This is a genomic window from Salinibacter grassmerensis, from assembly GCF_947077765.1.
Taxonomy (GTDB): Bacteria; Bacteroidota; Rhodothermia; order Rhodothermales; family Salinibacteraceae; genus Salinibacter; species Salinibacter grassmerensis.
In genome coordinates this window covers 352,448-379,303 of the sequence record NZ_CAMTTF010000003.1, presented here as the reverse complement: position 1 = coordinate 379,303, position 26,856 = coordinate 352,448, and the positions used below count along the sequence as shown (strand labels likewise).

Below are 26,856 nucleotides of genomic sequence, written 5' to 3'. Positions count from 1 at the left end.
GGGCTGTACGGGCGTCCCACCAGCCCGTTCGCGCGAGGCTTGCGCGCGCCGCCGCACCCAATTGTGGAGGTTCTGGAAAATGGGGCGAACGGAGGTAACAATTGTGAGGCGTTCCGTACACCTTGTGACTTCAACTCGTCTTACAACCAATTTCCCTTACGCCCATGGCGACGGCAACCAATCTTGGCTTCCCCCGAATCGGCGCGCACCGCGAACTGAAGCGGGCCGTGGAAGGATATTGGGAGGGGGACCTCACGAAAGAAGAACTTCGCGACTCCGCCCAGGCGCTCCGCGAATCGCACTGGGCCACCCAGCAGGAGTTGGGGCTCGACATCGTTCCCTCCAACGACTTTTCGTACTACGACCAGGTGCTCGACGCCTGCGCCATGGTCGGCGCCGTGCCCGAGCGCTTCCCGTGGGACGGCACCGAGGTCGACCTTGACACCTACTTCGCCATGGCGCGCGGCCTGCAGGAAAAAGACCTGGAGGATGAGGAATCGGGCGTGCAGGCGATGGAGATGACGAAGTGGTTCGATACGAACTACCACTACATCGTCCCCGAGTTTTCCCGCGACACGACGTTCTCGCTGTCGTCGACGAAGGTGATCGACGAGTACGAGGAGGCGAAAGCCCAGGGCGTAGAGACGCGGCCCGTCGTGATCGGGCCGGTGTCGTTCCTGCTGCTCGGCAAGACGCAGGCGGACGACCTCGACGCGCTCGATCTGCTCGACGACCTGCTGCCGGTCTACGCGGAGGTGCTGCAGGAACTGGCCGACGCCGGCTGCGAGGCCGTGCAGCTCGACGAGCCGAATCTCGTGCTTGACCTGAGCGACGCGGAGCGCGCCGCCCTCAGCCAGGCGTACGAGGCGCTTGCCGACGCCGCCGACATTGATCTCCACGTCGCTACCTACTTCGATGGCCTGCAGGACAACCTGCCCACGGCGCTGGACCTGCCGATCGATGTGCTACACCTCGACCTCACGCGCGGCGAGGGGCAGTTGGAGGAGGCCCTCGACCACGGTGTCCCCGGCGACCTGGCCCTCTCGCTCGGTGTCATCGACGGCCGCAACGTATGGCGGGCCGACCTCGACGATCTGCTCGGCACCGTGGAAACGGCCATCGATGCCCTCGGCACCGACCGGGTACTCGTGGGGCCGTCCTGCTCGCTCTTGCACGTGCCGGTCGACCTCGACACGGAGCCGGGCCTGAGCGACGAGATGAAGACCTGGTTCGCCTTCGCCACGCAGAAGATCGAGGAGATTGTGGCGTTGGCCGAACGGGCCGACGGCCACGAGGACGCCACGGAGCCGCTCTTTGCGAAGAGCCGTCGGGCGCACAAAGCCCGCGCCGAATCCGACTGGATCAACGACGCTGCGGTGCAGGACCGCGTCGCGGGCATCGACGCCGACATGACCGAGCGCGATTCCCCGCACTCGAGCCGCAGTCCCCTCCAGCGCGAGGCCCTGGACCTGCCAACGCTGCCGACTACCACGATCGGGTCCTTCCCGCAGACCGACGACGTGCGTCGCATGCGCGCCCAGTATAAGAAGGACGAGATCACGGAGGCGGAATACGAAGACTTCATCGAGGAGCAGATTGCCGACACCATTGCTGCCCAGGAGGAGATTGGGCTCGACGTGCTCGTTCACGGGGAGGCGGAGCGAGGCGACATGGTTGAACACTTCGGCCGCCGGCTCGACGGCTTCCTCTTCACCGAGAACGGCTGGGTGCAGAGCTATGGAAGCCGTTGTGTGCGCCCGCCCATCATTGCCGGCGACGTGAGCCGGCCCGAGCCGATGACCACCCGTTGGCTCTCCTACGCCAACGACCAGACCGACAAGCCGGTGAAGGGCATGCTGACCGGTCCGGTCACGATGCTGCAGTGGTCGTTCGTGCGTGACGATCAGTCGCGCGCCGAGACGTGCCGCCAGATCGCGCTCGCCATCCGCGACGAGGTGCTCGACCTCGAAGACGTGGGTGTACAGGCCATTCAGATCGACGAGCCCGCCTTCCGCGAGGGACTGCCCCTCCGCGAGCAGCAGTGGGACGACTACCTCGACTGGGCCGTCGAGTGCTTCCGGCTCGCCTCCAGTGGGGTCCGCGATGAGACGCAGATCCACACCCACATGTGCTACTCGGAGTTCAACGACATCATCGAGGCGATCGCCGACATGGACGCCGATGTGATCTCCGTCGAGGCGTCGCGCTCGAAGATGGAGCTGCTCGACTCGTTCGATGCGTTCGACTACCCGAACGAGATTGGCCCGGGCGTCTACGACATCCACTCCCCCCGCGTGCCGTCGGTGGAGGAGATGGAGTCGCTTATCCGGACGGCGCTCGACGTGCTTGAGCCGTCGCAGATGTGGGTCAATCCCGACTGCGGCCTTAAGACGCGCCGGTGGGTAGAGGTGCGCCCCTCGCTCGAAAACATGGTCCAGGCCGCCGAAAACGTCCGAGAGCGGGCGATGGCGTAGCTCCCCATATCGTTTTCCTACAGGTCAGAGACCGAGGGTGGGCCCGCCGAAATCCGGCGTCGGCCCACCCTTTTTGGTTGGCCCGTCCCGAACAACTTCTCGTGGCCTGGACGGGGAGCATTACGCGCGCTCCGATCGGCAGGCTAGTTGGGAGAAGGTTGGAGCGTGCCTGACCAGACGCGGAAGAGGGAGCCCCGCCGGCGTCATTCGAGATCGTACCGCTCGAACAGGGTGTTGGCCCGAGCGAGGTCGACGTTGCCCCCACTCACGACGACCCCAATCTGTTGGTCGTTGCCGGGCACGACCCCGTCGAGCAGGGCCGCGGCGCCCAGTGCGCCGGTCGGCTCCACCACCATCTTCATCCGCTCCCAGAGCAGGTGCATGGCCCGCACGAGGGCGGCGTCCGAGACGGTGACCATGTCGTCCGCGTGCTCCAGCACCAGGGGAAACGTCACGTCGCCGAGGTAGGGCGTGCGTGCCCCATCGGCCACTGTGTCGGGGTTCTGAACCGTCTGCAGTTCGCCGGTGTGGAACGACCGCGTCGCGTCGTCGCCGGCTTCCGGCTCCACGCCGATGACGGTGCAGTCGGGGGCGTGGTGCCGCGCGGCTAGGGCGCAGCCGGACAGGAGCCCACCGCCACCACAGCACACGAGGAGGACGTCGAGGGCCCCCACCTGATCGAACAGCTCGTTGCCCACAGTGCCCTGCCCCGCCACCACGTCCGGATGGTCGTACGGGGGCACGAGCGTCAGCCCCTGTTCCTCCGCGAGGCGCCGTCCCAGTTCTTCGCGGACCGTCTCGTTCGGGTCGTACTCCACGACCTCCGCGCCGTACCCACGGGTCGCGTCGAGCTTTACCTGCGGCGCGGTCTCCGGCATGATAATCGTCGCGTCGACCCCGAGCTCGTGGCCCGCCAGCGCCACGGCCTGGGCGTGGTTGCCGGAGGAGTAGGTGACGACGCCCTGCTCCTTGGCCGCCGGCGGCAACTGGGACACGGCGTTGTAGCCCCCGCGAATCTTGAAGGCACCAGTGCGCTGAAAATTCTCGCACTTGAAGGCGACCTCGGCGTTCACCCGAGCGTCGACGGTACGGGAGGTCATGACGGGCGTCCGGTGCACCACGTCGTCGAGGCGCCGGGCCGCGGCGGCCACGTCGGTGTAGGCAACGGATGGAGAAGAGGCGGTCGGGGAGGTCGGCATTGATGGAATGGGAGACACTTGAGAATCATGCACAGTCCCTACGGAAATCCAGGCCGAAGGTTGGCTGACGGGAGCCGCCTGGAGCGGAAAGCTCTCTCCAGCCGAGGCAGGCGTCAGAGACGTCCTAGTCTGGCGCCCTTAATGTCTGTTATTGCAAGTAAAATGCGCCGATAAAAAGGGCGCTTGTGACGAAAAGCAGCCGGGACTGCGACCGAAGGCGTGTCGGCCCCCGCACAGGGGCGAGAATGCTACCGGGCCGATTACATATCGTACCGGCGGCGGATACAAATGAAAGGCTGGATCTCGCTCAAGTCCCAGCAGGAGGGCGGATCGCCCCACCAGATAGGCTGAAGAGTGGTTAGGAGCAGAGAATTGTTATCTTTAAGAACATGAGTTTGGACATCTGTGGTCAATTGGCACAGTTCATGCTCAATATAATAGGCGAAGACACGGCAGACATTGAGCACGGCCGTGGAGACGGGCTTTCGGGCATCGGAAGACGGTCTCCGCGGCGCACGTTCCGCGACATGCGACCCTCTACTTTCAACCACAATCACTCAATACCATGGGACAGCAGCAGCTTTTACTTCTCGTTTTGAGTACCGTCATCGTCGGCCTGGCCACCGTGGCCGGTATTCAGGCCTTCAGCGAAAACCAGGCGCAAGCCTCGCAGGATGCCCTCGTGCAGCGGGGTACTTCGATTGCCTCGGACATCAAAGGTCTTCAGGGCAAACCAACGCAGTTGGGCGGAGTTGATCTTAATGATGGTAGCGGAATTGATAATGGTGCCACCACCATTGCCAGAGCGATTGGATTGGAAAACAATCCGTTCAAAGCACAGGGAGCTGGTCCTGGAGCGACTTGCGTGATAGGGTACAGCTCGCCAAGTGCGACGATACAGTGCTCCAGCGATGACGCACCACAAGGAGTACAAGTTAAGTATAACGCCTCTTCTGATGAGGTGACTACAGACTTTGGCTCTAGCTATAGTGCAGGTAGTGTGAGTTCTCTGTAACTGAGTGCATGTCACGACTACACATCCCTTGGGGCTAGAAGAGGGAATTTAGCAGGAGAGATCATGTAAGGGACGATTCCTTCGATGACGGAAGGAGTCGTCCCTTACGTATATCTACTCCTATATTTAAGGTAACCATATCCCATGAGTCGATTATGAAAGGATATGTCGGTTAAATAGTAAAATCAAGATCGTTCGTAGATTCAATAAGGCGTAAGTGGTATTATATATGAAATTAAAAATATGAAGCGTGTAGGTGGTTGGGCTTTATCGGGTCTTACTTGGGCCTCTGGAGTATATATCATATTAGTACCGAGCCTCTCGCTACTTCCGTTTGTGGGTCCCTTCAACGAGAAAAGAGCTCTTCAAGTCAGTCTCCTTGTCATCATTGGCAGTGTGCTAATCTTATCTCAGAAACATCGCCGTGACTGGCTTTCTAACCTCCGTCGTTTACCGCTGTCCTCCCGGTGGGGATTGGGCATTGTCTTCAGCTTGGGCGTAGCATCGTCTACGCTGGCGCCCTCCCCGTTTCATGCCTTTCTGGAAATGGGGCACTATCTCCTCCTGTTCATTCTGGCAGGAGTAATCGCATCAGTCGTGCGACGAGCACCCGAACGAGCCGAGAAAATGATTCTGGGTACTGTAGTCGTCAGTGCGATGATGTACGCTGTATACTTCTCCGCCGGGTACGCTAAGTACCTGATCGTCTCCAATGCTAATCCCTGGCCGGACGGGCCAACTAATTTCGCCAATGTCCGCATCTTTAATCAGTATCAGACACTGACTCTTCCACTCCTTGCGAGTGGAGCGTTAGGTTATTTCGGACGATGGCGATTCAGCAAAGCGGCGATATTTGCGCTGGTGATACTGTGGTGGGCATTGATTTTCGCATCCGATGTCCGTGGAACCCTTCTGGCAATGACCACTGCTGCGGTAGGAGTAGGCATTCTCTTCCGTTCTGGGGCTAAAAAATGGATCCTTATTCAGGGAGTGGGGCTGGTTCTGGGGCTTGGGTTATACTACCTCTTGTTTTCTGCCGATTCGGTTCCTCCGGTAGCTGATAGGTTCACTGATGTGAGTCATAATTCCCAACGTCTCCAATATTGGCGAACATGCTTGGAAATGGCCTGGGCGCACCCCTTTCTGGGAGCTGGACCAATGCACTTTGCCTGGCCTCCGTATCACTATGCGACCGGGGCGAGTCCGCACAATGCGGTCATGCAGTGGCTGGGAGAGTGGGGCATCCCGTCTACCATCATCATGGCCAGTCTCACCATCTGGGGAATTTGGTCTTGGCTACTGCAAGAGAGGAGCATCATTGAGTGCAATGGGAAGACATCGAGCTGTATACAGGTGAGTTTTGCGGCGGCTGTATTGGCTGGAGTGGCGCATTCGATGGTAAGCGGTCTCATACTGGCCCCATTGAGTCAAGTGCTTCTTGCTCTAGTAGGGGGATGGGTGTGGGGGCGATACCAGTTCTCAAGAAACCTTTCTAATGACGCCTGCTCTTTTCGTGCTCACGCGATTTTCTGTGCTCTCCTTGTGAGTGCCGTACTGGTGGTCGGGAGTAGCCTTCGCGATTTAACTACGGTGACAGAGCGCCGCATAGCTTTTATGAACTCGGTCGAACGAAATACTCTTTCTCCGCGATACTGGACACAGGGGTACATTGGAGTGCGCGACTCTTCTGTAATCGAGAAGGCGCGTCGAAGTCGGTAGGAGAGGGCGCAGCTCTTGAATCTTTTTGGTCAGCACACGGAGCCATCCGTGTGGTCGACGCGTCTGGCAAAACCCAAAGAAGTGGGTTACAAGATGTAATTCCCTGTGGGAGTGTAAGGGGGGAGATCTTCACGCGGATGAGAACATGGGCGGACGCGCTGAAGATTTTCCTCCTAGCGCCGATAACTAAAGGTGGTACCTGAAGTCCCCCAACTTGTCTGTGAGGACGGAACGCGGCACGGTCTCTGTAGGGTATAATCCTGTGGATGACAGATGAAAGACTACATGAGCCAATTGTTGTCCTGAAAACGATGCGTCGCGACTGAGTAAATTTCCACTTTCAAACTGATGGCTACTCGCGAATACCGGTTTCAGGGTGTGGCGGCCGGCGGCCAGTCGGTCCAGGGCACCGTTATGGCCTCCTCCAAGAGCAAGGCCCGCGAGAAGGTGGAGGACCTGTCGGACGAGCACGGGTTCAAGCCGTCGGACCTGAAGAAGCGCCGCACCTTCTACTACAAGGTGCGCCATCCGAACGGCAACGTGAAGACGGGGGAGCAGAAGGCCTTCTCGCCTGAAGAGGTGGAGGAGGCCCTCGAAAACATGGGGCTGGAGGTCGTGAAGGTGCAGAAGAAGTGGTTCGACTTCGAGTTCTCGCCGCCGCAGGACGACCTCATCATGTTCGTGCGGCTGGCGGCAAATCTCCTCCGGGAGAACCTGCCGTTCGACGAGGTGCTGGAGATGCTGGTGAACGATGTGTCGTCGAAGAGCCTCCAGCAGGTGATCCGCGACCTCAACTCCGACCTGAAGGGCGGGATGAACGCCGAGAAGGCGTTCAACAAGCACCGTGACAAGCTCGGCAAGTTCACGGCGTACATGCTGGGCATCGCCTCCAAGAGCGGGAACATGGCTGAGATCTACGAGGCCACGGCCCGCTTCCTGGAGCGCAAAGACGAATTTAGTTCACGGGTGCGGAGCGCCATGATCATGCCGGCGGTGACCACGGTCGCCATGATCGGGGCGATGGTCTGGTACATCTGGTACATCGTGCCGGCCACGGCGGGGCTGTTCGAGGGCATGGACGTGACGATGCCGCCGCTCACGAGCTTCTCGCTCGACATGGCGGCCTGGTTAGACCAATACTGGGTGTGGGTCTCACTGGGGACGGTGGGGCCGCTCCTGGCGTTCGTGGCATGGGCTCGTACGGAGCAGGGGAAGTTTTACCTGCACAAGTACATGATCAAGGTTCCGCTCATCGGGAAGCTGCTCCACAAGATCAACATCGAGATTTTCTGTCGGGTCTTTTCCATTCTCTACTCGGGGGCCGGAGACAACCTACGGGTGATCCGGATCGCGGCCGAGGCCTGCGGCAACAAGTACATGGAGTACCGCATCCGGAACGTCACCATCCCGATGATGACGGCGCAGGGGGCAAGCCTCGTGCAGGCGCTCAAGGCCAGCGGGGTGTTTACGTCGATGGCCATCACGCGCTTCAAGAGCGGGGCCGAGACGGGCAGCGTCCGTGAGAGCGCCCGCCAGATGGCCGACTACTACGAGCAGGAGACCGAGTTGAGCCTCGACGCGGCGGTGGAGAGCATCCAGACGGGGGTCTCGATCATCATCGCCCTCGGAGTTCTGTTCCTCACCATTCTCTCGGCAGAGATGGCCTTTATCCAGCCGTCGCAGGCCGACATGATGGGCATGTAGGGGAGTACGGTCGAGGCACCCTGAATTGGCTGCGTTCTTGATTTTGGATTGTCGTCGTGAGCGACTCAAAAGACATTGATCAGAGTGCTTCCTTCGGGGAGACGCGCGGGGACGGGGCTTCATCTCGTGCCAAGGGTCGAGGGAACGAAGGGACGAATCCGGACGCCTCCTCCTCTCTGATGGGAAAGGCTCGTCCGGACGTCCTGACGCTGGGGCCGGTGGACTCTCCGCGCTTTGCGGTGCCGCCGTTCTCGCCGAACAATCGGCCATTCGAAGCTCGAAAGGCCGACCGGGCGGCAGCGTCGGACGATCAATCCTCCGCGGACGCAGAGTCTGGAGACGCCTTCTCCGAGCCGCTCGGAGACGGCTCTCCGCCTCTCGAAGGGACCGACGCGGCGTCCGATGCAGAGGACGCGTTGCCCCCAGAGCCCGACCCTGATGGCCTGTCCGGAGAGGATCCGATCCCGAATGGCGGCCCTGATCTGCCAAGCCCCGAGGAGGCGCTCGACGAGCTCGAGGCTGAGATTGATACCGAGCTAATCGACGAGGCGGCCTCCCGCATGGCTTCGAACTCCTCGGTCGGCACGAACGACCGGGTGGTGGAGATGCTGCTGCGGCGGGGCGTCGTGAGCGTAGGGGCGGTGGAGGCGGCACAGGCCCACCGCGAGGAGGAAGCGCCGGACCTCGCCCTCTGGCGGGTCCTGGCCCAGCAGGATGGGGTAGACGAGGACGTCGTCTACGAGCGGGCGGCCCGCATCTACGCGTTCTCGGTGGCGGACGTCGAGGCCCAAGAGCCGGACCTTGACTTCGTCCGCTCGACGGTCGATGCCTTTACCGAGGACCAACAGGAGCAGCTTTTTGAGTTGGGGATCGTGCCCCATCACATGCAGCATGCGGAAGGGCGGCGGAAGGTCATCCTCATCACCCACGACCCGATGCGCCCCGAGGTGCACCGGGTGGCCCGGTCGCTTGACCTGAGCCGGTTTGAGCTGCAGTATGCTCCCAAATCGGTCGTCAACGAACTGCTGACGGAGGCCTTTCCGAAGGACAACGAGTACCTGGAGCGGATCGACGAGGAGTCGACCGTCGACCTCGGACAGAACTTCGAGGAGGAAGAAGACCTCGTCGACGAAGAGAAACTCGAGGAGGAGATCAATCGGTCGACCCTCATCAACCTGTTCGAGGCGACCCTCGTGGAGGCGGTGCGGGAGGGGGCGTCCGACATCCACATCTACCCCAACTCCGATAAGGAGGTCGAAATCCACTTCCGAGTCGACGGACGTCTCAACCATTGGCACACGGAGGACCGCGTCCACCCGGAGGCCCTGTTGTCGGTGATTAAGGACAACGCGATGAGCGTCGATCGCTTCGAGAGCGACGCTGCCCAGGACGGCTTCATCCAGCGCGACGTGGACGGCACCCGCATCCGGTACCGGGTGTCCATCATGCCGATCGCCAGTTCCAACCAGGACATCGACTCAGAAAGTGTCGTCATCCGTGTTCTGGACGACCGCAAGGTCATCACGAACCTCAACAAGCTGGGCCTGGGGCCGCGGGCGCTCAAGCGGTTCGAGCACGCCATCCAACAGCCCAACGGCATGGTAATCCTAACGGGGCCGACGGGGTCCGGGAAGAGCACCACGCTGGTGGCCGCGCTGCACCGCGTGATTGGGCCGGGGGAGAATGTGCTCACGATTGAGGACCCGGTCGAGTACATCATCGAAGGGGCGCGGCAGATTAAGCTGAGCGACAAGCTGCGGCTCAAAGACGCCCTTCGCTCCATCCTGCGCCACGACCCGGACACGGTGATGGTGGGAGAGATGCGGGATAAAGAGACAGCCGAGCTCGCGATTAAGCTCGCCAACACGGGGCACCTCACGTTCTCGACGCTCCACACCAACGACGCGCCGAGTGCCGTGAGCCGCCTCTACAAGATGGACATCGAGCCCTTCCTCATCGCCTACGCCATCAACCTGGTGGTGGCCCAGCGGCTGATCCGCACGCTCTGCCCGAACTGTAAGCGCGAGATCACGAACCCGGATGCCGTGAAGTTGCGTCAACTGGGCTTCTCGGAGGACGAGGTGAACACGGGGACGTTCTATGCCGCGGACGACAAGGGCGGCTGCAGCCAGTGCGGCGGCACGGGGTACGACGGGCGGCGGGCCATTGCGGAGGCCCTGTACCTCACCGAGCCCATCCGCCACATGATCGTTGAGGCGGAGGGGGTCGTCGATGAGAGTTCAATCCGGGAGCACGCGGAGCAGGAGGACGGCATGCGGTCGCTGCAGGCGTCCGCCCGCGAGTCCATTCTGGACGGCGAAACCTCCGTAGAGGAGATGATTCGGGTGGTGGCGACCTAGGGACTCGTCTGGCCCCGAGCCGCGGGGGCCAGCGCGGGCGGAACGGAAACGGAGAGCAAAGCAAGACAAACACTCGGCTTCTCATAATCCAAATCGGTCGTCGTGCAACAGACGCTTCTGGCCCTCTTGGCCCTCATGATGGCCACGTTTTTCAACTTCAACCAGATGAAGACCGAGCTGCAGAAGCAGCGGCAGGTGATCCGGTCGGAGATGGAACAGATGGCCCTCGGGGTAGGCATGCAGACGATGGAGGTAATTCGCGCTCGGGCCTTCGATGAGGCGACCGTGGGAGGAACCAAGAATCGGATCACCAACCCTGCAAAATTCAGAAGCTCATTCGGGGGAGGAATGGACTGTCAGGCTTTTGGGGGCGATCAACCTTGTGATTCGGTGGGGGACTTCCACGAAATGGTGCCTAGTACCGAGACCTTCGAGACCCCAGAGTTCGACATGGGCTTCACGGTGGAGGTCGAGGTCCGCTACCTAGACGCGAGCATGCAGGAGGTGCCGGGGCCCACGTTCCGGAAAGAAGTCGTGGTCTACGTCCAGGACGCGGGGGACGATCCCTTTCTGACGGAGCCGATCCGATTTTCGGAGGTGCTGAGCTACTACTAAGAGCGGCCTCGGTGTACGACATCCGTCTCTGCTCACAGAGCCGACGTTTGCCATGCAGTTTCTCTACGACAACTTGACGGCAACGGTCATCGCCCTCATGACGACCCTGATTCTCCTGTCCATCCAGTCTCGGGCAACGCAGAACAGTGTGGCGGAAATGTCGCGGAATCGGATGGGGGAGCTCACGCAGACCTTCGCGACGTGGTTGGAGAGGGACATTGAGCGAATGGGGGAGAACTTTGAGGAAGGAGAGCGCGCTCCGTTTGAGAACCCAGTATACACCGAGGGCGGTGGGGGCACCGACATCACCACTCAGTTCACCTTCTACCGCGACTCCACCACTTCAAGCAACAAAGAGTATCGAATCGCGACTCGCTACGAGGTGAGTCAGGAGGGGACGCGCATGATTGATGGGGCGGACAAGCCTGTGTACGGGCTGACCCGGAAGAAGCGGAGAAAAGAAATGGGCACGGGGAGCTGGTCTTCGTGGTCTGGGGCGAAGGGCGTGAGCCCCTCTGCCCTCGGGTACTTTCAGATTGATCTGCTTGACAAGAACGCTGACCCTGTCCCGAATCCGGACGCGAATGCGGACCAAGTTCACAGTGTCCGGGTCCGGTTTTCCGTCGTATCCCCGTTCCAGAATACGCAGACCTTTCCACAGGCCACCCACGTTGGGTCGGTTTTACTCGTCCGGGATCAGTCGAACTCCAGTGTGATCAACGTTCCAAAGAATGCGACGAGCTGCACGGGGGGGAACTGGAAGCAGTTGACGGATCCCACGGGCACGCCATTCGGGTGTGCGGCGGCATGTAAGTACATGGCATCCGGAGGGAGCAAAGGGTCCAATAACTGTACTGGGGGCAAAGGACGCCCCTGGTGATCGGTACTCCCGCACGAACCCACTCCCCTTCCGCTGCACTCGCACGAGAACGGAGAAGAAAATGGGAGAATCCGAAGCACCGGTCGACCGAACGCCCTGGATCAGGCCGTAGGGCAATCAAACTAGCCTCGTCACAAACAACACCTGTTCGCCATGGGGAAATTCAGTCTACTTCTTAGCTTATCGGTCGTAGGAGCCGTGACTATCCTTGCGTTTCAGGGTAACCAAACCTCCGCCGATACGAGAGAGCGGCAGTCGTTCCGCCAAGGAAAAGTGATTGCTCGTCAGATTGCCCGGTCCGGGTACAATTCGGTATTATCGGAGGCCCACAAGGTTGACGATGAGGATAAAGAAGTTGGGCAGGTCGTCTCGGAGGTTGACACGATCCAGGGAGAATATGAGGGCGGAACGTACAAGGCGTGGCTCAAACAGATCAGTTCCTCGGCGTATACGGCCGTGTCGGTCAGCCATTTCTCGGTGGCGGATTCGTCCGTGGACTACCGGCTTGGGGGATACGCAAACAACACGATGAAGGCCCCGACGGTGGAGACGCCCAGCCAGCTCAATGTTACCTTCGAGCAGTCGATGGCCGGCTACTGCTCGGCGGTATACCTGAAGCGGGTGAAGCCAGGCACCAAGCCGAAGAATCAGCCGGACCCCGAAATGGTATTTCCGCCGGGCAACAATCGGAACGATGCCTCGTCGAGCTATGAGAAAACCATCGAGTCGGGCACGCGGCTCAACTTTATCCTGGCGGTGGACAAGAACTGCAGCCACGAAGGAGACGAGTCGGTCGACTTTCCCGGCGACTACGATCACGTCCAGCGGTCCTTCAAGCAAGACGTGGACAAGCTGAATACGATGCGGGAGGCGCCGTACGGCATGGTGGAGGAAACGACCATCGGCTCGTCGGATGGCTGGCGGGTGTCCTTCGAGGACCAGCGGGTCTTCTCGGAGGCCCAGTTATGGGACATCAAGGAAAACGGGTACCCCGATAACTCCTACTGGAGCAGAAGACGAAAGACGTACGGTGGAAACGGTTGGCGAATGACCCCAGATGGTCTCCGCGACCTTGAAGACTATGGTGACGTCCCGGATTTCAGTGATCAGGTTTTCGAGGTCGCGCTGACGGACCCGAACTCGGGCGCAACGTAGTCTTCTCGGGGGAAGGATTCATTTCGTAATCGTAGTCCCTCAGCGAAAGGACAGGGGCACGGAGGGTATACAGGTCCTCACAGGCCGCTTCCTCCTCGTATGCCTTCCGGCCCTCGTCCCCTTGGACCGTCGGCGCGAATCTTGTGGTAACTTAAATCCCCACCATCCGATCGGGTGTGGGTCCACAGATTCACTCTGAGAGCTACGTGATCATGGAAAACGTCCCCCCTTCCCCCGCGGCGACTGCCGAGTCCGACAGCCGGGCCGACGAGGCCCCGTCAGAGGCCTGTGCCCGCATCATTGAGTCCATTCCCGACGGATATCGGGGGCAACGGCGGCTCCGGTATCTTGCGGAGCAAACGGCCAAGCTCTCGCCGAAACGAGAGCGGGCCCTCCGAGACCACGTGAACCAGTTCGTTGAACGGACGCTGGAACTGGACGCCAGCGACATGGACCTTGGGGGCCGGGCCTGCGACGGCAACGTGTGGTATCGGGTCGACGGTGAGAAGCGACGAGAAGACGCGTTCGGCACGTACGACCCGCTGGAGACCGATGTCCTGGTCCTCAATCTCCTCAACGAGAAGCAGACCAAGCAGCTCTTGAACGAGGGGGCGGCGGACTTCTCGTACCGGTTGCAGAGCGTCACGGGCGAGGACGGACGGCCCCGCCGGTTCCGGGCCACGGCGTACTCGGATTACGACCACGCCGCCCTCAACATGCGCGCCATCACCGACGAGGTGTTTGCGCTGGAGGACCTGAACTTCCACGAGAAAATTCAGAAGGGCATGATGTTTCGGCACGTCCGGGATGGGCTCACCCTCATCACGGGCGTCACGGGGTCGGGGAAAAGCACCACGCTCGACGCCATCATCGACGCGAATAATGAGGACTTCCCGGGCCACGTCGTCGTGATCGCCCAGCCGGTGGAGTACATGCACAAGCCGAAGAAGTGCATCGTGCGACACCGCGAGGTCGGCAAAGACGTGGAGACCTTCAAGGCCGGCATTACGCAGGCCCTGCGCCAGGACCCCGACATCGTCGTTATCGGGGAGATGCGCGACCCGGAGACGATTCAGGCGGCCCTCGAAATCACCGACTCGGGCCACAAGGTCTTCTCCACGCTCCACACCTCCTCGGCCATGGAGACCATCGACCGCATCGTGGCGGAGGTGCCCCCCGAAGAGCAGCAGCGCGTACGGCACCGCCTCGCCGATGTGCTACGGTGCGTGATTTCGCAGCAGCTGCTCCCCAAGATGGGCGGCGGCCGCCAGATGGCGAAAGAGGTGCTGTGGGTGGGCTCGTCCGCCCGCGCGGCAATCAAAAATGACAACGTGGGCGAGGTGTACCAGATGATGTGGGAGGGCGGGAAACAGGGACAGACCACGCTGGAGCAGGATCTCTACCGCCTCGTGCGGAAGAAGAAAATCAAGCCCGAGCACGCGATGGACTACGCGAACAACAAGAAGCGCCTCCGTCGCCTGTTCTAGAACCGCCGTCCCTCGGCCGCGGGGCCTTGGGGCTCCCTTCTTTACTCTGAGTTGCTGATTGTTCTGAGCCGATGAGCACACACGCCCTTGGCATCATGGTGTCGGCGGACGCCCTTCATGCCGTGCTCCTGGAACGCACGGAAGAAGAGACGACCGTCCAGTTCCGATGGTCGTCGGGCTCGTCGGACGTCCGCGAGGGGGACCTTCCCTTCGAAGAGCCCGGCGACATGACGCCCGACGTGGAAGAGGAGTCCGAAGACGTCACCATCCAATTCGGCGACGAGGGGGGTGGGGGCGACGACATGTTCATGGGGTCGGAATTTGACGACATTGATGGGGGGGGGCGAGGCCCTTGGGGGCGACGACGGAGGCGAGGTGTGGAACTTTCAGGTGGAGCTCGACAACCTGCTGGACGAATGCGCCGAGCGAGGGTACGAAGACCCCGAGATCGCCTTTTGCAGCTCCACGTCGCAGATCGATGACGTGGAGCTTCGCCTGCCGCCGGACGAGACCGACGAGGACGAGGCTGACGAAACCGAGCACGGACTTCCCCTTCCGGCCTCCCGCTCTACGCTCCTGGACATGTTGGGCGAGCAGTATGAGGGGGAGGCGGATGAGGAGCGCGTCGGCTTCGTGCCGATGCATCGCACGGGCGATGGATACCAGCGTGTCCTGGCCCTCATTGCCCGGCCGGGCGGTCCGGTCCTGTCGACCCTCGAGTCCATGCAGGATCAGACCCTGTCCCGCTCCCCGCAGACGCGCCTGCTGGACGCCGAGGTGTCCCTCTACCTCGGGCTTGCCCGTTCGGTGCTCCAGCTGCCGCCCGGCACGCCCGAAAAGACCATTTTTGTCCGCTCGGGCACCGAGGACACGCTCGTCCTCTTCATTGAAGGCAACACGCTCCGCCAGTCCGAGCACCTCCCCGAGCTAACGGCGGAGGACTCCGCCGAGACCATCTGTAGCCGCGTCCTTCTTCTGCAGGACGAGTACGGAATGGGGCAGGTGCAACACCTGATGCTCGTTGCGGAGGAGGACGAGGAGGTGCTCGCAAGTGCATTCAAGTCGTATTTCTCCACGGCGGAGCTTCACGTGCTCCGGTCGCACCTGCCCGGCGGGGACGACACCGACGCCGAGGCGTACGTCGGGGCCACCGGCGCGGCGCTTCGTCTGCTCGACGACGCCGCGTTTGCGCCGTACTTCCAGCCGGTCAACCTGCTGGCGAAGGAGTACGTCCCCAGTCGCCTGCGGCTCCCGGTGGGATGGCCGGTTCCCGCGCTGCTGACGCTCCTTGCCATCGCGACACTCGGGTTCGTATGGCTGTACTTCGCGAATGCGAGCACCATCAGCGAACGGCGCACGGAGTTGCAGAATCTTAAACAGAAGGTGGATCAAGTGGATCGGCAGGCGCTTCAGCGGCGGATTGACAGCATGCAGGCCATGACGACCGAATACGTTGAGGCGAACAAGACCGTCGGCACACTCCTCCGCGGCAGCAACAAGTGGAGCAGCGGGCTCGCGACCGTCACGGGGCAGATGAACGACATCCGCGGCCTCACCATCGATCAGTGGAGCCCGCAGTCCGGAACAGAAGTTACAGTTCGCGGCCGGTCCAACGATCGGTCGAAGGTGGTCCAGCTGGCACAGCAACTGGACGGGAGCATCCTGGGACTCACGTTCACGGAAACGCGGGACGTGTCGCTGTACGACTTCGAGCTTACGATTCCTCTAGACACTACTAAGCCGAAGGCAATCGAGTACTGGCGGGAGGAGCGGGGCGAGCAGTTGGCCGCCGGAGAAGAAGCGGTGGAGATGGGTCCGGACGCCCCCGCACCGGACTCGTCCACGACGGCTGAGGCGCCCGCCACGGCTCAGGCCGACCCCGATACGAGTGCGAGCACTGCCCCACAGAAGGCCGACTCGAATGGTGATCTGCAGGCCCGCCGTGATACAGACGACGCGTCGTCATCGATCTGGACGGTGGTCGTGGCCTCGGTGCTGGAAAGTGCGGCGGCCGAAGAGACGGCGCGGCGGTTCCGGGAGCGACTCAGCGAGGAGTCCTATCCGGTGCAGGTTCAACAAAGCCCGGAAAATGGTCGGTATCGGGTCGGCATCGGGCGGTTCGGCTCGGTGCGGAATGCACTCTCGATGCTGCAGGACATGAACGGCACCCTTCCAGAGGGGGCGTGGCTGCTCAAAATGGCGGGCGGGGGCGACGGGGCTGCCTCCACCGAAGCCTCCGCGTCGACCTCGTCCGACCCATCAGACCCGGAACGCTCCGTCTGACAGGAATTCCAGCAGATCGCACTCTCTTTTCGCCCACGTGGACGCCTCATGTTCTGGCCCGATTCGAATCAGACTTTGCTCCTCACCTGCTTGGTTCTCGTGTGTGGAGCGGGCACCTACCTCACGTACTTTCGTCAACAAGACACGATTGCGTCGCTGGAGCAAAAGATTGAGGCCAAGAAGCAGGGGCAGGAGGAAATTCGATCCCTCCGTGCCGACCGGGCCAACGCAGAATCGCGTCTCAAGACCGTTCGTCGCCGGTGGCGAACCCAGTACAAAGTGGTCCCCGCAACCATCTCGTCCCCGGATATCGTGTCCTACCTCACCGAACTCACGGAGACCGGATTTCAGCAGTTCGACGTCGTGTCGGCCGGATCTGAAGAGCGCGACGGGTACAGCGTCCACTCGTTCGAGGCAACGGGAAAGGCCTACTTCACGAGTCTTTACCAGTTTGTCTGGACGATTGAAAACAACCGGCCGTTTTACCGCATCCGCGGCTTGAGCCTGAACTACCTCGAAGAACGAGAGACCGACGAGGAGAGCGGACGCACGACGATGAACGTTCTCGTCTCGTTCGACATGGACGTGGAGGCCATCTACGGGGCCGCCACGGGCCTGCCCGCCCCGCAGTCGCCCTCTGAGGGAGGAGAGATCGAACGGCTGCCCGTGGCGAAAAACAATACCAGTCCCCCACTTCCGTCCTCGGTGGTGCCCAACCCCGCGCCCGAGATCAATCCGTTTTATCCCCTTGTCTTCGAGGAGGTGCCGCCCAACCAGTACGATCGCCTGAACGTCGAGTCCGCACAGCTGCTTTCCATTGTGGATGGGAAGGCCGTCTTCCAGACCGGAGACGGGCTTCAGCGGGTGGGGGAGGGCGACCGGGTGTACCTGGGGCGCATCGCAGAGGTGAGCCCGTCGGAGGGCCGGGTGGTCGCGCGGCTGAACCGGGGTGGCATCGTGGACCGCGTAGAGCGTACGCTGGGCTCAGAGAGTCCTCTCCGGGTCCGCGACGCGGACGCCGCGTCTTCCACGAATCCGTAGGAACGGTCCTTGCTCTCCTCTCCAATAGTCCAATCCACAACTCCCCGATACCCCTGACACCCTTGTACCGGGTACACCTCTCCCTTTTGACCTCTCGCACCGCCGACGCTCCACATTCATGATCCGCCCTTCTCGCCTCCGGTGTGTTCTGTCGGTCCTCCTCGTCGTGCTGTGGGGAGGGGGGCTGGGCCTGCCGGCTGAGGCCCAGGAACGACCGGAGCGCCGCAACACCCGCACCAACATTTCTCCCGAGTTGCTGGTGTCTTTCGGCCAGGAGACCTCGCTGGACCAGTTTATCGAGATCATCAATCCGATTTTTGAGCGCGAGGTGGGCAAGCGCGTCGTCGACCCGGAGGACCGAACGACACCGATTGGCGTCTCGGTATCGGGAATGTACTACTTCGATGCGTTTCAACGGGCGTTGGAGGCCAACGGCCTGAGCTACCGTGAGACCGACAACGTCTTTTTGGTGCAGGAGGCAAGGCAGGACACCTCGTCGATGTCTTCGGGAACCCCGCAGCAGTCCGGTGAGGGGCCGCTCGCCACCCTTGGCACCCGGGAGATCCGGATCAACGCCATCCTCTTCAACCTGAACCTCACAAAGGTCCGCAACCGGGGGCTCCGGTGGGATGAGATTCTGGGCTCCACGCAGGGAGGCGGTGCGGGCGGTCAGGGAGGGGCCGGTGGTGGAACAGGGGGCGCGGGTGGCGGAGCAGGGGGGACAGGTGGCGGAGCAGGAGGCGCGGGCGGCCAGGGGCAGAACTTTGCCGTTCGGACGGACAACCTGTTCGAGAGCGTCGACAACATCCTGCAGGCGCCCGATCAAATTTCCCTCTCGCAGTTCCGGCGGTTCCTCAATCTCCTGGAACAGGACAATGTGGGACGCACCGTCGCGAACCCACAGGTGACCGTGCAGAGCGGAGAGCAGGGCGAGATTCAAATTGGTCAGGACGTGCCGATCCAGACTACCGACTTTGCGGGGAATACCGTTACGGAGTTCTTCTCGACCGGCATCATCATCGACGTGACCCCCACGCTGCTCAGTCAGCCCGTGGCCGATTCGTCGGGGGCGCCCGTTCTGGACTTCATTCACCTGAACGTAGACGTAGAAGACTCGAACAGTCAGCCGTCGGGCTCCGGGCCGATCATCAACCGCAATCAGGCCAGCACGCAGGTTCTTCTTCTCGACAACGAGGCCACCGTCATTGGGGGGCTCATCTCCACACAGAAGACGACCAGACGGAGCGGCGTCCCGGTGCTCAAAGACCTGCCGGGCTGGTTCTTCGGGCTGCGGTACATCTTCGGCTCCGAGACCACCAACGTTACAGAACAGGAGCTTCTGATTGTGCTCCGGGCCGAGGTCGTGGATCCGCTCCGGGCCCGCGCGGACCGGGACCAGAAGCAGGACCTGATCGACGAGCGTCGCCGCACTGCGCAGGAGGCCCTTCGCCAACTGGGACAGGAGTACGCCGAAGACGCGGAGTTTCCGGGCGCGAACACGGAGACACAGCAAGACCAGTAGCCTGCCTTGCGACTGAGTGGTGGGGCGTAGGCCCCCGGGGAGACAGGAACACCCCCCTGGGCGGTTGATACGGTGGATGCTTGATTCTCGCCCGAAACCCACCCTCGCCATGGTTCCCGTCTGGCTGACCGATACTGTCACGAGTGATCTGAACCGGGCCCTCCACTACACCCAACTCTGGGGCCTGCACGGCATGGAGCTGCGAACCGTAGGGGGGCCCGACGATCGGATTCCGTTCGTCAACGAGAAGCAGATTCGGGAGCAACTGGAGGGCACCGATCTCCTGCTTTCGAGCGTGGTGCCGAGCATGTTTGAGGGGCCGGTGAGCGACCGGGCGGCCTGGATGAATGATCTCCTGCAGTTTGAGGACACCCTCGAGCTGTGCCGTCGGGTGGGATGTCCGCGAGTCACGATTAGCCCGTTTGCCGCCGAGCCGGGCGCCTCCCTGGAGCCGATGGCGGATGCCCTGCAACAGGCCGGTGAGAAGGCCGCCGAGTATGATTTCCTGGTCGCAGTGCGAAACGGCCCCGAGACCGCCTGTCCCACCGGACAGGCCCTCGCCGAGCTGCTGTCTCGTGTAGAAGCGCCCAACGTCCGGGCGGCCTGGAACCCGGTCGGGGCGCTACGAGCGGGGGAGGATCCGGCCACCGGACTTACGGCCCTTGCGGGGCTCGTGACGCTCGTCCGGTGCAGTGACGGGCGCGTGGAGGGGGGGCGGTGGGTCGACACGCCCTTCGGGGAGGGAGCGGTAGGGTGGACCGAGCAGCTGGAGCAGTTGTCCGCGCAGGGCTTCCAGGGACCGATTAGTCTGGAAATGTTCTTGGAGCCCCGCCCGAAGCACGGCCTGCGGTCGGCCACCACCCTCATTCGAATGATCCGGACGGTCCGGGCCACAACCCCCTCGGACTAAGGCACAAAGGGCGACGGAGAAACCCGGCTGATCGCTCGCCGTTTCGACTGCACTCCAACTCGACCGTCCGCTTCCCAACCGCCAAAGCTCACGCGTTCAAATGTCTGTAACCCGCGACGACGTTCGGCACGTTGCACAGCTTGCCCGCCTCGACTTCTCGGAGGAGGAAGAGTCTCGAATGGCGGACGAGCTGAGCGAAATCCTCGGGTACGTGGAGAAACTCGGTGAGCTCGACACCTCCGGGGTGCCGCCCATGTCCCACGTCTTAGACGCCACCAACGTCTTTCGGAGCGACGCGATTGAGGAGCGGATTGATCAGGGACAGGCCCTGGAACCGGCTCCGGAGGCCGACAACGACCATTTTCTCGTCCCGCAGGTGGTTGAGTAACCCCGAATGCACATGGGGAAATCGAATAGTTGCAGCGCCTCCTAAGAAACACCCGCTGTAGTATTTACGTGTTGTAACACGGAAATTTCGCCATCATCTAAGCCCCCCAAGCATGGGACACATTCTTCGCGACCACATCAAACAGGCTGCCCCGTTCGAAAACGCGTCCCAGGAGGCGATGCTCAACCTCTTCGTGGCCGCGGCCGAGGTGCGACGACGAGTAGAGCGGGTGTGTGAACGGCACGACCTGCAGTTCAGTCACCACAACGTGCTCCGGATCCTTCGGGGAGCGCATCCGGAGGGCCATCCCCGGTGCGAAATCATCGAGCGGATGTTGGACCCGTCTCCGGACGTCACCCGCCTCATCGACAAACTGGTGGAGCGGGGATTAGTCCGACGCTCCACGAGCGACGAAGATCGTCGGGTGACGCTCCACACCGTGACTGACGACGGACTGGCACTACTAGAGCAAATGGATCCCGAAATCCGCGAGGTGCAGCAATGGTTCGGCGCGCGGGTGGCAGACCGGGATCTTCAGCACCTCTCGAGGATCTGCGAAGGCATCTATGCCGGATTTCAGGACGAGGGCTAACCCCCGGTCGAAACATGTTGCAACGTACAATGTTGCAACAGGTGATGGTCGATGATGGGCGGCTCGGCCACGCGATCAATTCGATGATCCTTTAGACTCAACCCAGACCCAACCATGAGTGACCTGAATGCCCTCGATCAAGAGCTGAATGAGATGATCCTCCAGGGCGAGATTCTGGAGGCCTTCGATAAATTTTACGCCGACGACGTCGTCATGGAAGAGGGAGACGATCGTCGCGTGGGCAAGGAAGAGAATCGAGAATACGAGGAGCAGTTCGTCGGCTCGTTGGAGCAGTTCCATTCCGCGGAGATTAAGGCCCGTGGCACCGACGAAGAGAATAGCGTCACCTTTTCCGAGTGGCACAACGAGATGACCCTTGAAGGGGTGGGCCGCGTGGAGCAGAAGCAGGTGGCGGTGCGCACCTGGAACGACGATGGCCAGATTACCAACGAGAAGTTCTACCAGATTGGATAGTCGGCGACGTGTCTGACGGAGGGGGAAGGAGCCGGAGGGAATGATCGGCTCGCCCCCTCCGCCGGATACTTTCGTAGGGGTTTCTTCGTCCCAGCTTTTTCTGGCCATATGCCTGAATAAAGTCTCACGCACGGCCCGTTGCCCGAGGGGCGCTCAGCCTCATCATCTTTGTCAAATCCGGTGCGAACAACATTGCTGCCGAAGGGACGGTGCAGTACCGGGCCGGCTACGAAGTGTCAACGATAAGGCTTCTGCTGGCTGGAACGGTTATTGTGAGGGTATAGGGGGACTGTCGATGATGTTGACATATGGAGCATGAATCGGACCCGTCCAGTCTGCGCCTGAAAACAACCCTTGAATAGTAAGATCGACAGCAGGGCAACCGTAACGTTCTTGCCTTTTGTGGATGGCTCCCGGCGATACCCGCCGAACCGTTTGGAAAATTAGAAACAATAATTGTTTTTTCGAAGTGATACCCGCTGACAGATTGTCCCCCACCAGGAGAAGCCTCAGGGCCGTTCAAGCCCTGGGGCTTTTTGTTTGGAAGTGGGGCATCACGCTGAGCCTCCGTCCAGGTCCCGACTGGGGCGGCGAAGCACGGCCGCATCCCGTTCAGGAATGGAGGGGTTGATGCGCTGCCCGGTGCCCACCTCGTAGCCGGCTTGTACCGTGGTGCGGGGCCGAATCCGAAGGCTCCAGTGCAGGTGCGAGTGGTCGGAGTTGTAGTCGAGCGCCGTTCGCACGAAAAAATTGTAGTCCGGATCGTCCAGGCACTGGTGCAGCCGCCGCAGGACAGTCCGCAAGGCCCGGGCGAGAGCAGTGCGGTCCTCGGCCGTGAGACGCCCAAACTCGGGTTCGTGGGTGCGGGGAAGAATCCACATCTCGTACGGGACCTCGGCGGCAAACGGGACGAAGACGACAAAGGCATCGTTCGTCCACACGAGTCGGTCCTCCGCCTCGAGCTCGCTTTCAATCATGACGCAGTACGGGCACTCGCCCAGTTCTTCGTATCGGGCCCGGGCCGCCCGCTCCTCGCGCTCAATCCGGGGCGGGCGGAAGTTCGGGGCAATCAGTTGGCTGTGGGGGTGTGGGATCGAGGCCCCAGCACGTGCGCCATGGTTGCGAAAGAGAGCCGGAATCAGCTCGTCATCGGACGTACGGATCGCGTGATAGCGCTGCAGATACGTCGCGAGGACGGCGTCGACCTGGGCCACGGATGTTCGGGCCAGGGGGCGATGGTGGCGAGGGGTGTCGATGATCACCTCTTGCCGCCCCCGGCTGGCGCGGGTGCGGTAGAGTCCGTTCGCGTCGGGGGAGCCATTCTGGTGTGGATCGAGGGCGGCGTACTTGTTGGGAACCACCCGTGTGGCCCACCCGGGAGACGCCTCCTGAGGCTTTTCCCAGATCACCGAGGGCAGCATCGCCTCGTGTCCCGGGCAGAATGGGCATCCCTCCACGGGTGGGTCCTCCGTTGGGGGCGACGAGGTCGACTTCGCTGTCGTCCGTCTGGGGCGGTCGCTTCGAGAGGGTGCGAATGCGACCCACTGATTGGTGATGCGGTCCTGGCGTGTTTCCGGGGTGTAGGTGGGGGCCATAGGGGAGTGATGTAGGAGAAGGACGTATGCATACGGAAAAAGCGAAGACGGGCCGCCGGGCGGCCCAAACCACCAGTGCCACATATCTTTTCGCGACCCCGAGAGCCGGAGATTCGTGGATTCCCTCCCCGATGTCTTCCTGTACGCAGCGGTGTGCGGAGGCGGTCATTGCGGTCGGCTCTGCCGTCCGTAGTGAGACGGGCACATGCGGTGGAGGGGGAGATCGCTTCCCCACCGGCGCTCGGTGAATGGTACGTCGGCCTGCGCACCAGGCCGTCGTGGACGCGCAGTTTGAGTTTGGAGCAGGGGAAGGGGAGCCTAGTGGGCCGGCACGAAAAGTCAATTCGAGACAATGTGGGCGGCTTCGTTGACGATGTTGACGTTTAGACGCACAAACGGGCAAAACACATGTCTGCCCGACGAAAATCCGGCGTCGGACCTGCCTCCAGTCATCGATTACAGGATTTTCCGGAATCGATTGACCCCGCCTCGTCGTCCGCTCCCGAAGTATACGATGCCACCTCACTCCGACGCCCAAAGAGGGCGGCTGCGTGTGAATGGGGCAACCACTTGTCTCCGGCCTCAACCGTAAGGTGTCGTTCGTCCTCTGCCAGTGCGCGCTTCCCGTTCTGACAGGGACGGCGCACTCTGGATGCCTTCCGATCCCCGTTGACCCGGCCCCGCAGCGCTCCGTGAAGCGGCGGACGCGCCGTGCCGCGGGAGGACCGAAGCCGATCGAACGCAGGAAGAGCGCCGGCATCCATCGCCAGTATTCCGCCTTCCGACGTGGAAAACCGGGCGCGTTTGCGCAGACGCATCCCACCTCCTATATTCCAACGGCGTTCCAAAAAAAGAGGATCGTCGGCCCCGGCAATGATCGTGGGGTCCTGCGTATGAGTCTCGGAGCCACCCCTCTACGGGCCTCCGGTGCACGACTGCATGTTTTCGCGTACTTACTGCCGTGTCACTGCGCTGACCTTATGCTGCAAACGATTGTCGACACCCTCTACGATGTGGTTTGGACCTACGGCATCCCGATTGGGGGTGGGCAATACATCCCCTGGGTGGTGCTGCTACTGCTGGGAGCAGGCATCTACTTCACCCTTCGGCTGGCCTTCGTCCAGATCCGCCAGTTTCCACACGGCATTGCCGTTACCTCCGGCACGTACGACGATCCGGATGATCCCGGCGACGTGTCGCACTTCCAAGCCCTCACAACGGCCCTCTCGGCCACCCTCGGCATCGGAAACATTGCCGGGGCGGCTCTTGCCATCCACGTAGGCGGCCCGGGGGCCCTGTTGTGGATGTGGGTCACCGGCATCCTCGGAATGGCCACCAAGTACAGCGAGGTGACCATCGCGCAGTTCTACCGCAACGTCGAGGAGCCGACGGAGGCGGAGAAGGGCACCTGGCAGCAGACCTGGAAGGGGACTGTGGCCGGGGGGCCGATGTACTACATCGAAAAGGGGCTGGGCGAGAACTGGAAGCCCCTGGCGGTTTTCTTTGCCGTGATGCTGATGATCACCTCCTTCCTCACCGGAAACGCGGTGCAGTCGAACACGGTGGCCGACGTCATGAACGCGGAGTTTGGCGTAGCGGTGTGGCTCTCGGGACTCGTGCTGGCCGCCATCATTGCCCTCGTCATCCTTGGGGGCGTGACCGCGATTGGGCGCGTCACGGGCATCCTCGTGCCCGTCATGGCCGCGGCATACGTCATCGGCGCGCTCCTCGTCCTTGCCTTCAACTACACGGAGATTCTTCCGACGCTCGGAAGCGTCTTCACGAACGCCTTCAATCCGTCCGCGGGGGTGGCGGGGACTGGGGCTGGGGCCTTCTTACTGACGTTTACCTACGGGGTGCAGCGCGGCCTCTTTTCCAACGAGGCCGGCATGGGCTCGGCGCCCATCGCCCACTCGGCCGCCAAAACCGACGAGCCCGCCTCAGAGGGCGTGGTGGCTCTTCTGGAGCCGTTCATCGATACGATCACGGTCGTCACGCTCACCTGCCTGGCCATTCTCGTAAGTGGGGCCTGGGGGGCTGAGGTGCCCACGGAGTTCAACTTTGACTCCGGCAATGCGGAGTACCGGGTGGAGAATGAGGGCGGCATCTTCCCCAGCTCCAACACGCCCGAGGAGATCCGAATTGAGAACGGCGAGCAGCAGGTGCCCAACCCCGACGAAGACGCGCAGTTTGCCTGGCGCCAGGCCGTGGTGAGCTCCTTCTACACGTCGTGCGCAAGCGACTGCGACGACGCGGAGGACCTCCAGGAGCCCTTCACGGGCACGCTCTATCCATCGAGAAATATGGCCGTGGCCGACGACGGGACCGAGTACGAGGTCTTGTACGGAGAAGGGGTGCGCAGCGGCGCCCCCCTCACCCGCCTTGCCTTTGAGCGCGGCCTCTCCCCGCTTGGCGACTGGGGCGGGTACGTCGTCATCCTGAGCGTGCTGCTCTTTGCCATCTCGACCTCTATTTCGTGGAGCTACTACGGCGACCGGTGCGCCTACTACTTGCTCGGCGAGCGGGCGATCTTCCCGTACAAGGTCGTCTTCGTGCTCATGAACTTTACCGGCGCGGTCACGGCCCTCACGACCATCTGGACCATCGGGGACATTGCCCTCGGGATTGTGATTGTGCCGAACCTGATTGGCGTGATCCTGCTGACGGACAAGGTGAAAGAAATCACCGACGACTATGGGGCTCGGAAGCCGTGGCTGGAGGAGTCGGAGACGTGATGGGTGAGGAGACGGGGGCGCAGCCTTTTCCCTGTTGCGCCACGTCGATCGTGCTGTCTGCACCATGCTCAATCCCTTATGGAGAACCTGACCGTTGTCGACCACCCTCTCTTGAAGCGTGACCTAACCCTCCTGCGCCGCGACGAGACGCCGCACGGCCAGTTCCGGAAGACCGTGTCCGACGCGGCGGCGATTCTGGCCTACGAAGCGATGCGGGACATCGAGCTGCAGGAGACGACCATCGAAACGCCGATGGAGCCCACGACGGGCTACGAGATTGCCGAGGAGGTGATGGTTGTGCCCATCATGCGGGCCGGGCTTGGGATGGTGGACGGGTTCGTGCGGTACGTGCCGGAGGCCCGGGTGGGCCATCTCGGGATGCAGCGCGACGAGGAGACCTACCGGCCTGTCGACTACTACAGCAACATTCCGTCGAGCATCGAGAGCGCCCATGTGTTTGTGGTGGACCCGATGCTGGCCACAGGGGGCAGTGCGTCCTTCGCCATCGACCACCTGAAGGAAGAAGGGGGGCAGGATTTCACCTTCGCGTGCCTGGTGGCGGCGCCCGAGGGCGTGAGGAAGCTCCGCGAGGAGCACCCGGACGTGCCCGTCGTGACGGCGGTGCTGGACCGCGAGTTGGACGACAATGCCTTCATTCGCCCCGGCTTAGGGGACGCGGGGGACCGGATCTTTGGAACGCGATCGTGA

20 protein-coding genes are annotated in these 26,856 nt (G+C 61.9%); 18 read left to right on the top strand and 2 right to left on the bottom strand.

The genetic code is table 11. The annotated features are described in order from the left end of the window. The first annotated feature begins 164 nt into the window (after positions 1 to 164). Complete coding sequence (metE, locus tag OJB03_RS08885; protein ID WP_263786626.1) at positions 165 to 2,474, top strand: 5-methyltetrahydropteroyltriglutamate--homocysteine S-methyltransferase; 2,310 nt, start codon at positions 165 to 167, stop codon at positions 2,472 to 2,474. Positions 2,475 to 2,677: 203 nt separating this feature from the next. Here metE and OJB03_RS08880 read toward each other — a convergent pair whose 3' ends face one another. Next, positions 2,678 to 3,673, bottom strand: a complete 996-nt coding sequence (locus tag OJB03_RS08880) for a threo-3-hydroxy-L-aspartate ammonia-lyase (RefSeq protein ID WP_263786624.1) — start codon at positions 3,671 to 3,673, stop codon at positions 2,678 to 2,680. 565 nt (positions 3,674 to 4,238) lie between these two features. Here OJB03_RS08880 and OJB03_RS08875 point away from each other — a divergent pair. The 15 genes from OJB03_RS08875 to OJB03_RS08805 all read left to right on the top strand — a co-directional run bounded on the left by OJB03_RS08875 (position 4,239) and on the right by OJB03_RS08805 (position 21,818). Continuing rightward, the gene (locus OJB03_RS08875; RefSeq protein ID WP_263786622.1) at positions 4,239 to 4,688 is read left to right on the top strand and encodes a hypothetical protein; all 450 of its coding nucleotides are present in this window, start codon (positions 4,239 to 4,241) and stop codon (positions 4,686 to 4,688) included. Positions 4,689 to 4,931: 243 nt separating this feature from the next. Then, complete coding sequence (locus OJB03_RS15650; RefSeq protein WP_341482952.1) at positions 4,932 to 6,407, top strand: O-antigen ligase family protein; 1,476 nt, start codon at positions 4,932 to 4,934, stop codon at positions 6,405 to 6,407. 348 nt (positions 6,408 to 6,755) lie between these two features. Beyond that, complete coding sequence (locus OJB03_RS08865; RefSeq protein WP_263786619.1) at positions 6,756 to 8,111, top strand: type II secretion system F family protein; 1,356 nt, start codon at positions 6,756 to 6,758, stop codon at positions 8,109 to 8,111. Between the two features lie 56 nt (positions 8,112 to 8,167). Continuing rightward, on the top strand, positions 8,168 to 10,471 hold the full coding sequence (locus OJB03_RS08860; RefSeq protein ID WP_263786617.1) for a GspE/PulE family protein: 2,304 nt from the start codon (positions 8,168 to 8,170) through the stop codon (positions 10,469 to 10,471). A gap of 102 nt (positions 10,472 to 10,573) precedes the next feature. Beyond that, positions 10,574 to 11,086, top strand: a complete 513-nt coding sequence (locus OJB03_RS08855) for a hypothetical protein (RefSeq protein ID WP_263786614.1) — start codon at positions 10,574 to 10,576, stop codon at positions 11,084 to 11,086. Between the two features lie 52 nt (positions 11,087 to 11,138). Beyond that, on the top strand, positions 11,139 to 11,966 hold the full coding sequence (locus OJB03_RS08850) for a hypothetical protein (RefSeq protein WP_263786611.1): 828 nt from the start codon (positions 11,139 to 11,141) through the stop codon (positions 11,964 to 11,966). 198 nt (positions 11,967 to 12,164) lie between these two features. Continuing rightward, complete coding sequence (locus OJB03_RS08845) at positions 12,165 to 13,121, top strand: hypothetical protein (protein WP_263786609.1); 957 nt, start codon at positions 12,165 to 12,167, stop codon at positions 13,119 to 13,121. 212 nt (positions 13,122 to 13,333) lie between these two features. After that, positions 13,334 to 14,608: a type IV pilus twitching motility protein PilT gene (locus tag OJB03_RS08840; RefSeq protein WP_263786607.1), complete on the top strand. Its 1,275-nt coding sequence runs from the start codon at positions 13,334 to 13,336 to the stop codon at positions 14,606 to 14,608. Positions 14,609 to 14,929: 321 nt separating this feature from the next. After that, on the top strand, positions 14,930 to 16,891 hold the full coding sequence (locus OJB03_RS08835; RefSeq protein ID WP_263786605.1) for an SPOR domain-containing protein: 1,962 nt from the start codon (positions 14,930 to 14,932) through the stop codon (positions 16,889 to 16,891). Positions 16,892 to 16,939: 48 nt separating this feature from the next. Next, positions 16,940 to 17,932, top strand: coding sequence for a hypothetical protein (locus OJB03_RS08830; protein WP_263786603.1), 993 nt, complete (start codon positions 16,940 to 16,942; stop codon positions 17,930 to 17,932). 118 nt (positions 17,933 to 18,050) lie between these two features. Further along, positions 18,051 to 19,454 (top strand): type II and III secretion system protein, encoded by a 1,404-nt coding sequence (locus OJB03_RS08825; protein WP_263786601.1) that lies wholly within the window; start codon positions 18,051 to 18,053, stop codon positions 19,452 to 19,454. Between the two features lie 109 nt (positions 19,455 to 19,563). Further along, positions 19,564 to 20,364 (top strand): sugar phosphate isomerase/epimerase family protein, encoded by an 801-nt coding sequence (locus OJB03_RS08820; RefSeq protein ID WP_263786599.1) that lies wholly within the window; start codon positions 19,564 to 19,566, stop codon positions 20,362 to 20,364. A gap of 100 nt (positions 20,365 to 20,464) precedes the next feature. Then, positions 20,465 to 20,752: an Asp-tRNA(Asn)/Glu-tRNA(Gln) amidotransferase subunit GatC gene (gatC, locus tag OJB03_RS08815; RefSeq protein ID WP_263786597.1), complete on the top strand. Its 288-nt coding sequence runs from the start codon at positions 20,465 to 20,467 to the stop codon at positions 20,750 to 20,752. Between the two features lie 112 nt (positions 20,753 to 20,864). Next, a complete protein-coding gene (locus tag OJB03_RS08810; RefSeq protein WP_263786595.1) occupies positions 20,865 to 21,344 on the top strand; it encodes a MarR family winged helix-turn-helix transcriptional regulator in 480 nt (159 codons plus the stop codon). Positions 21,345 to 21,458: 114 nt separating this feature from the next. Then, positions 21,459 to 21,818, top strand: coding sequence for a nuclear transport factor 2 family protein (locus OJB03_RS08805; RefSeq protein ID WP_263786594.1), 360 nt, complete (start codon positions 21,459 to 21,461; stop codon positions 21,816 to 21,818). A gap of 554 nt (positions 21,819 to 22,372) precedes the next feature. Here OJB03_RS08805 and OJB03_RS08800 read toward each other — a convergent pair. Beyond that, on the bottom strand, positions 22,373 to 23,413 hold the full coding sequence (locus OJB03_RS08800; protein WP_263786591.1) for a galactose-1-phosphate uridylyltransferase: 1,041 nt from the start codon (positions 23,411 to 23,413) through the stop codon (positions 22,373 to 22,375). A gap of 980 nt (positions 23,414 to 24,393) precedes the next feature. On the opposite strand from OJB03_RS08800, the gene OJB03_RS08795 reads away from it, so the two are divergent. Together OJB03_RS08795 and upp are read left to right on the top strand one after the other, a co-directional pair. Beyond that, complete coding sequence (locus OJB03_RS08795; protein ID WP_263786589.1) at positions 24,394 to 26,148, top strand: alanine/glycine:cation symporter family protein; 1,755 nt, start codon at positions 24,394 to 24,396, stop codon at positions 26,146 to 26,148. Between the two features lie 78 nt (positions 26,149 to 26,226). Continuing rightward, positions 26,227 to 26,856, top strand: a complete 630-nt coding sequence (gene upp, locus OJB03_RS08790) for a uracil phosphoribosyltransferase (RefSeq protein WP_263786587.1) — start codon at positions 26,227 to 26,229, stop codon at positions 26,854 to 26,856.

What these genes read in the sequence shown, in the direction of transcription:
- OJB03_RS08800 (WP_263786591.1), bottom strand. Translation starts at nt 23,413, where the DNA reads ATGGCCCCCACCTACACCCCGGAAACACGCCAGGACCGCATCACCAAT.
- OJB03_RS08825 (WP_263786601.1), top strand. Translation starts at nt 18,051, where the DNA reads ATGATCCGCCCTTCTCGCCTCCGGTGTGTTCTGTCGGTCCTCCTCGTC.
- OJB03_RS08880 (WP_263786624.1), bottom strand. Translation starts at nt 3,673, where the DNA reads ATGCCGACCTCCCCGACCGCCTCTTCTCCATCCGTTGCCTACACCGAC.
- upp (WP_263786587.1), top strand. Translation starts at nt 26,227, where the DNA reads ATGGAGAACCTGACCGTTGTCGACCACCCTCTCTTGAAGCGTGACCTA.
- OJB03_RS08865 (WP_263786619.1), top strand. Translation starts at nt 6,756, where the DNA reads ATGGCTACTCGCGAATACCGGTTTCAGGGTGTGGCGGCCGGCGGCCAG.
- OJB03_RS08810 (WP_263786595.1), top strand. Translation starts at nt 20,865, where the DNA reads ATGGGACACATTCTTCGCGACCACATCAAACAGGCTGCCCCGTTCGAA.
- OJB03_RS08850 (WP_263786611.1), top strand. Translation starts at nt 11,139, where the DNA reads ATGCAGTTTCTCTACGACAACTTGACGGCAACGGTCATCGCCCTCATG.
- metE (WP_263786626.1), top strand. Translation starts at nt 165, where the DNA reads ATGGCGACGGCAACCAATCTTGGCTTCCCCCGAATCGGCGCGCACCGC.
- OJB03_RS08795 (WP_263786589.1), top strand. Translation starts at nt 24,394, where the DNA reads ATGCTGCAAACGATTGTCGACACCCTCTACGATGTGGTTTGGACCTAC.
- gatC (WP_263786597.1), top strand. Translation starts at nt 20,465, where the DNA reads ATGTCTGTAACCCGCGACGACGTTCGGCACGTTGCACAGCTTGCCCGC.
- OJB03_RS08820 (WP_263786599.1), top strand. Translation starts at nt 19,564, where the DNA reads ATGGTTCCCGTCTGGCTGACCGATACTGTCACGAGTGATCTGAACCGG.
- OJB03_RS08805 (WP_263786594.1), top strand. Translation starts at nt 21,459, where the DNA reads ATGAGTGACCTGAATGCCCTCGATCAAGAGCTGAATGAGATGATCCTC.
- OJB03_RS08875 (WP_263786622.1), top strand. Translation starts at nt 4,239, where the DNA reads ATGGGACAGCAGCAGCTTTTACTTCTCGTTTTGAGTACCGTCATCGTC.
- OJB03_RS08830 (WP_263786603.1), top strand. Translation starts at nt 16,940, where the DNA reads ATGTTCTGGCCCGATTCGAATCAGACTTTGCTCCTCACCTGCTTGGTT.
- OJB03_RS15650 (WP_341482952.1), top strand. Translation starts at nt 4,932, where the DNA reads ATGAAGCGTGTAGGTGGTTGGGCTTTATCGGGTCTTACTTGGGCCTCT.
- OJB03_RS08840 (WP_263786607.1), top strand. Translation starts at nt 13,334, where the DNA reads ATGGAAAACGTCCCCCCTTCCCCCGCGGCGACTGCCGAGTCCGACAGC.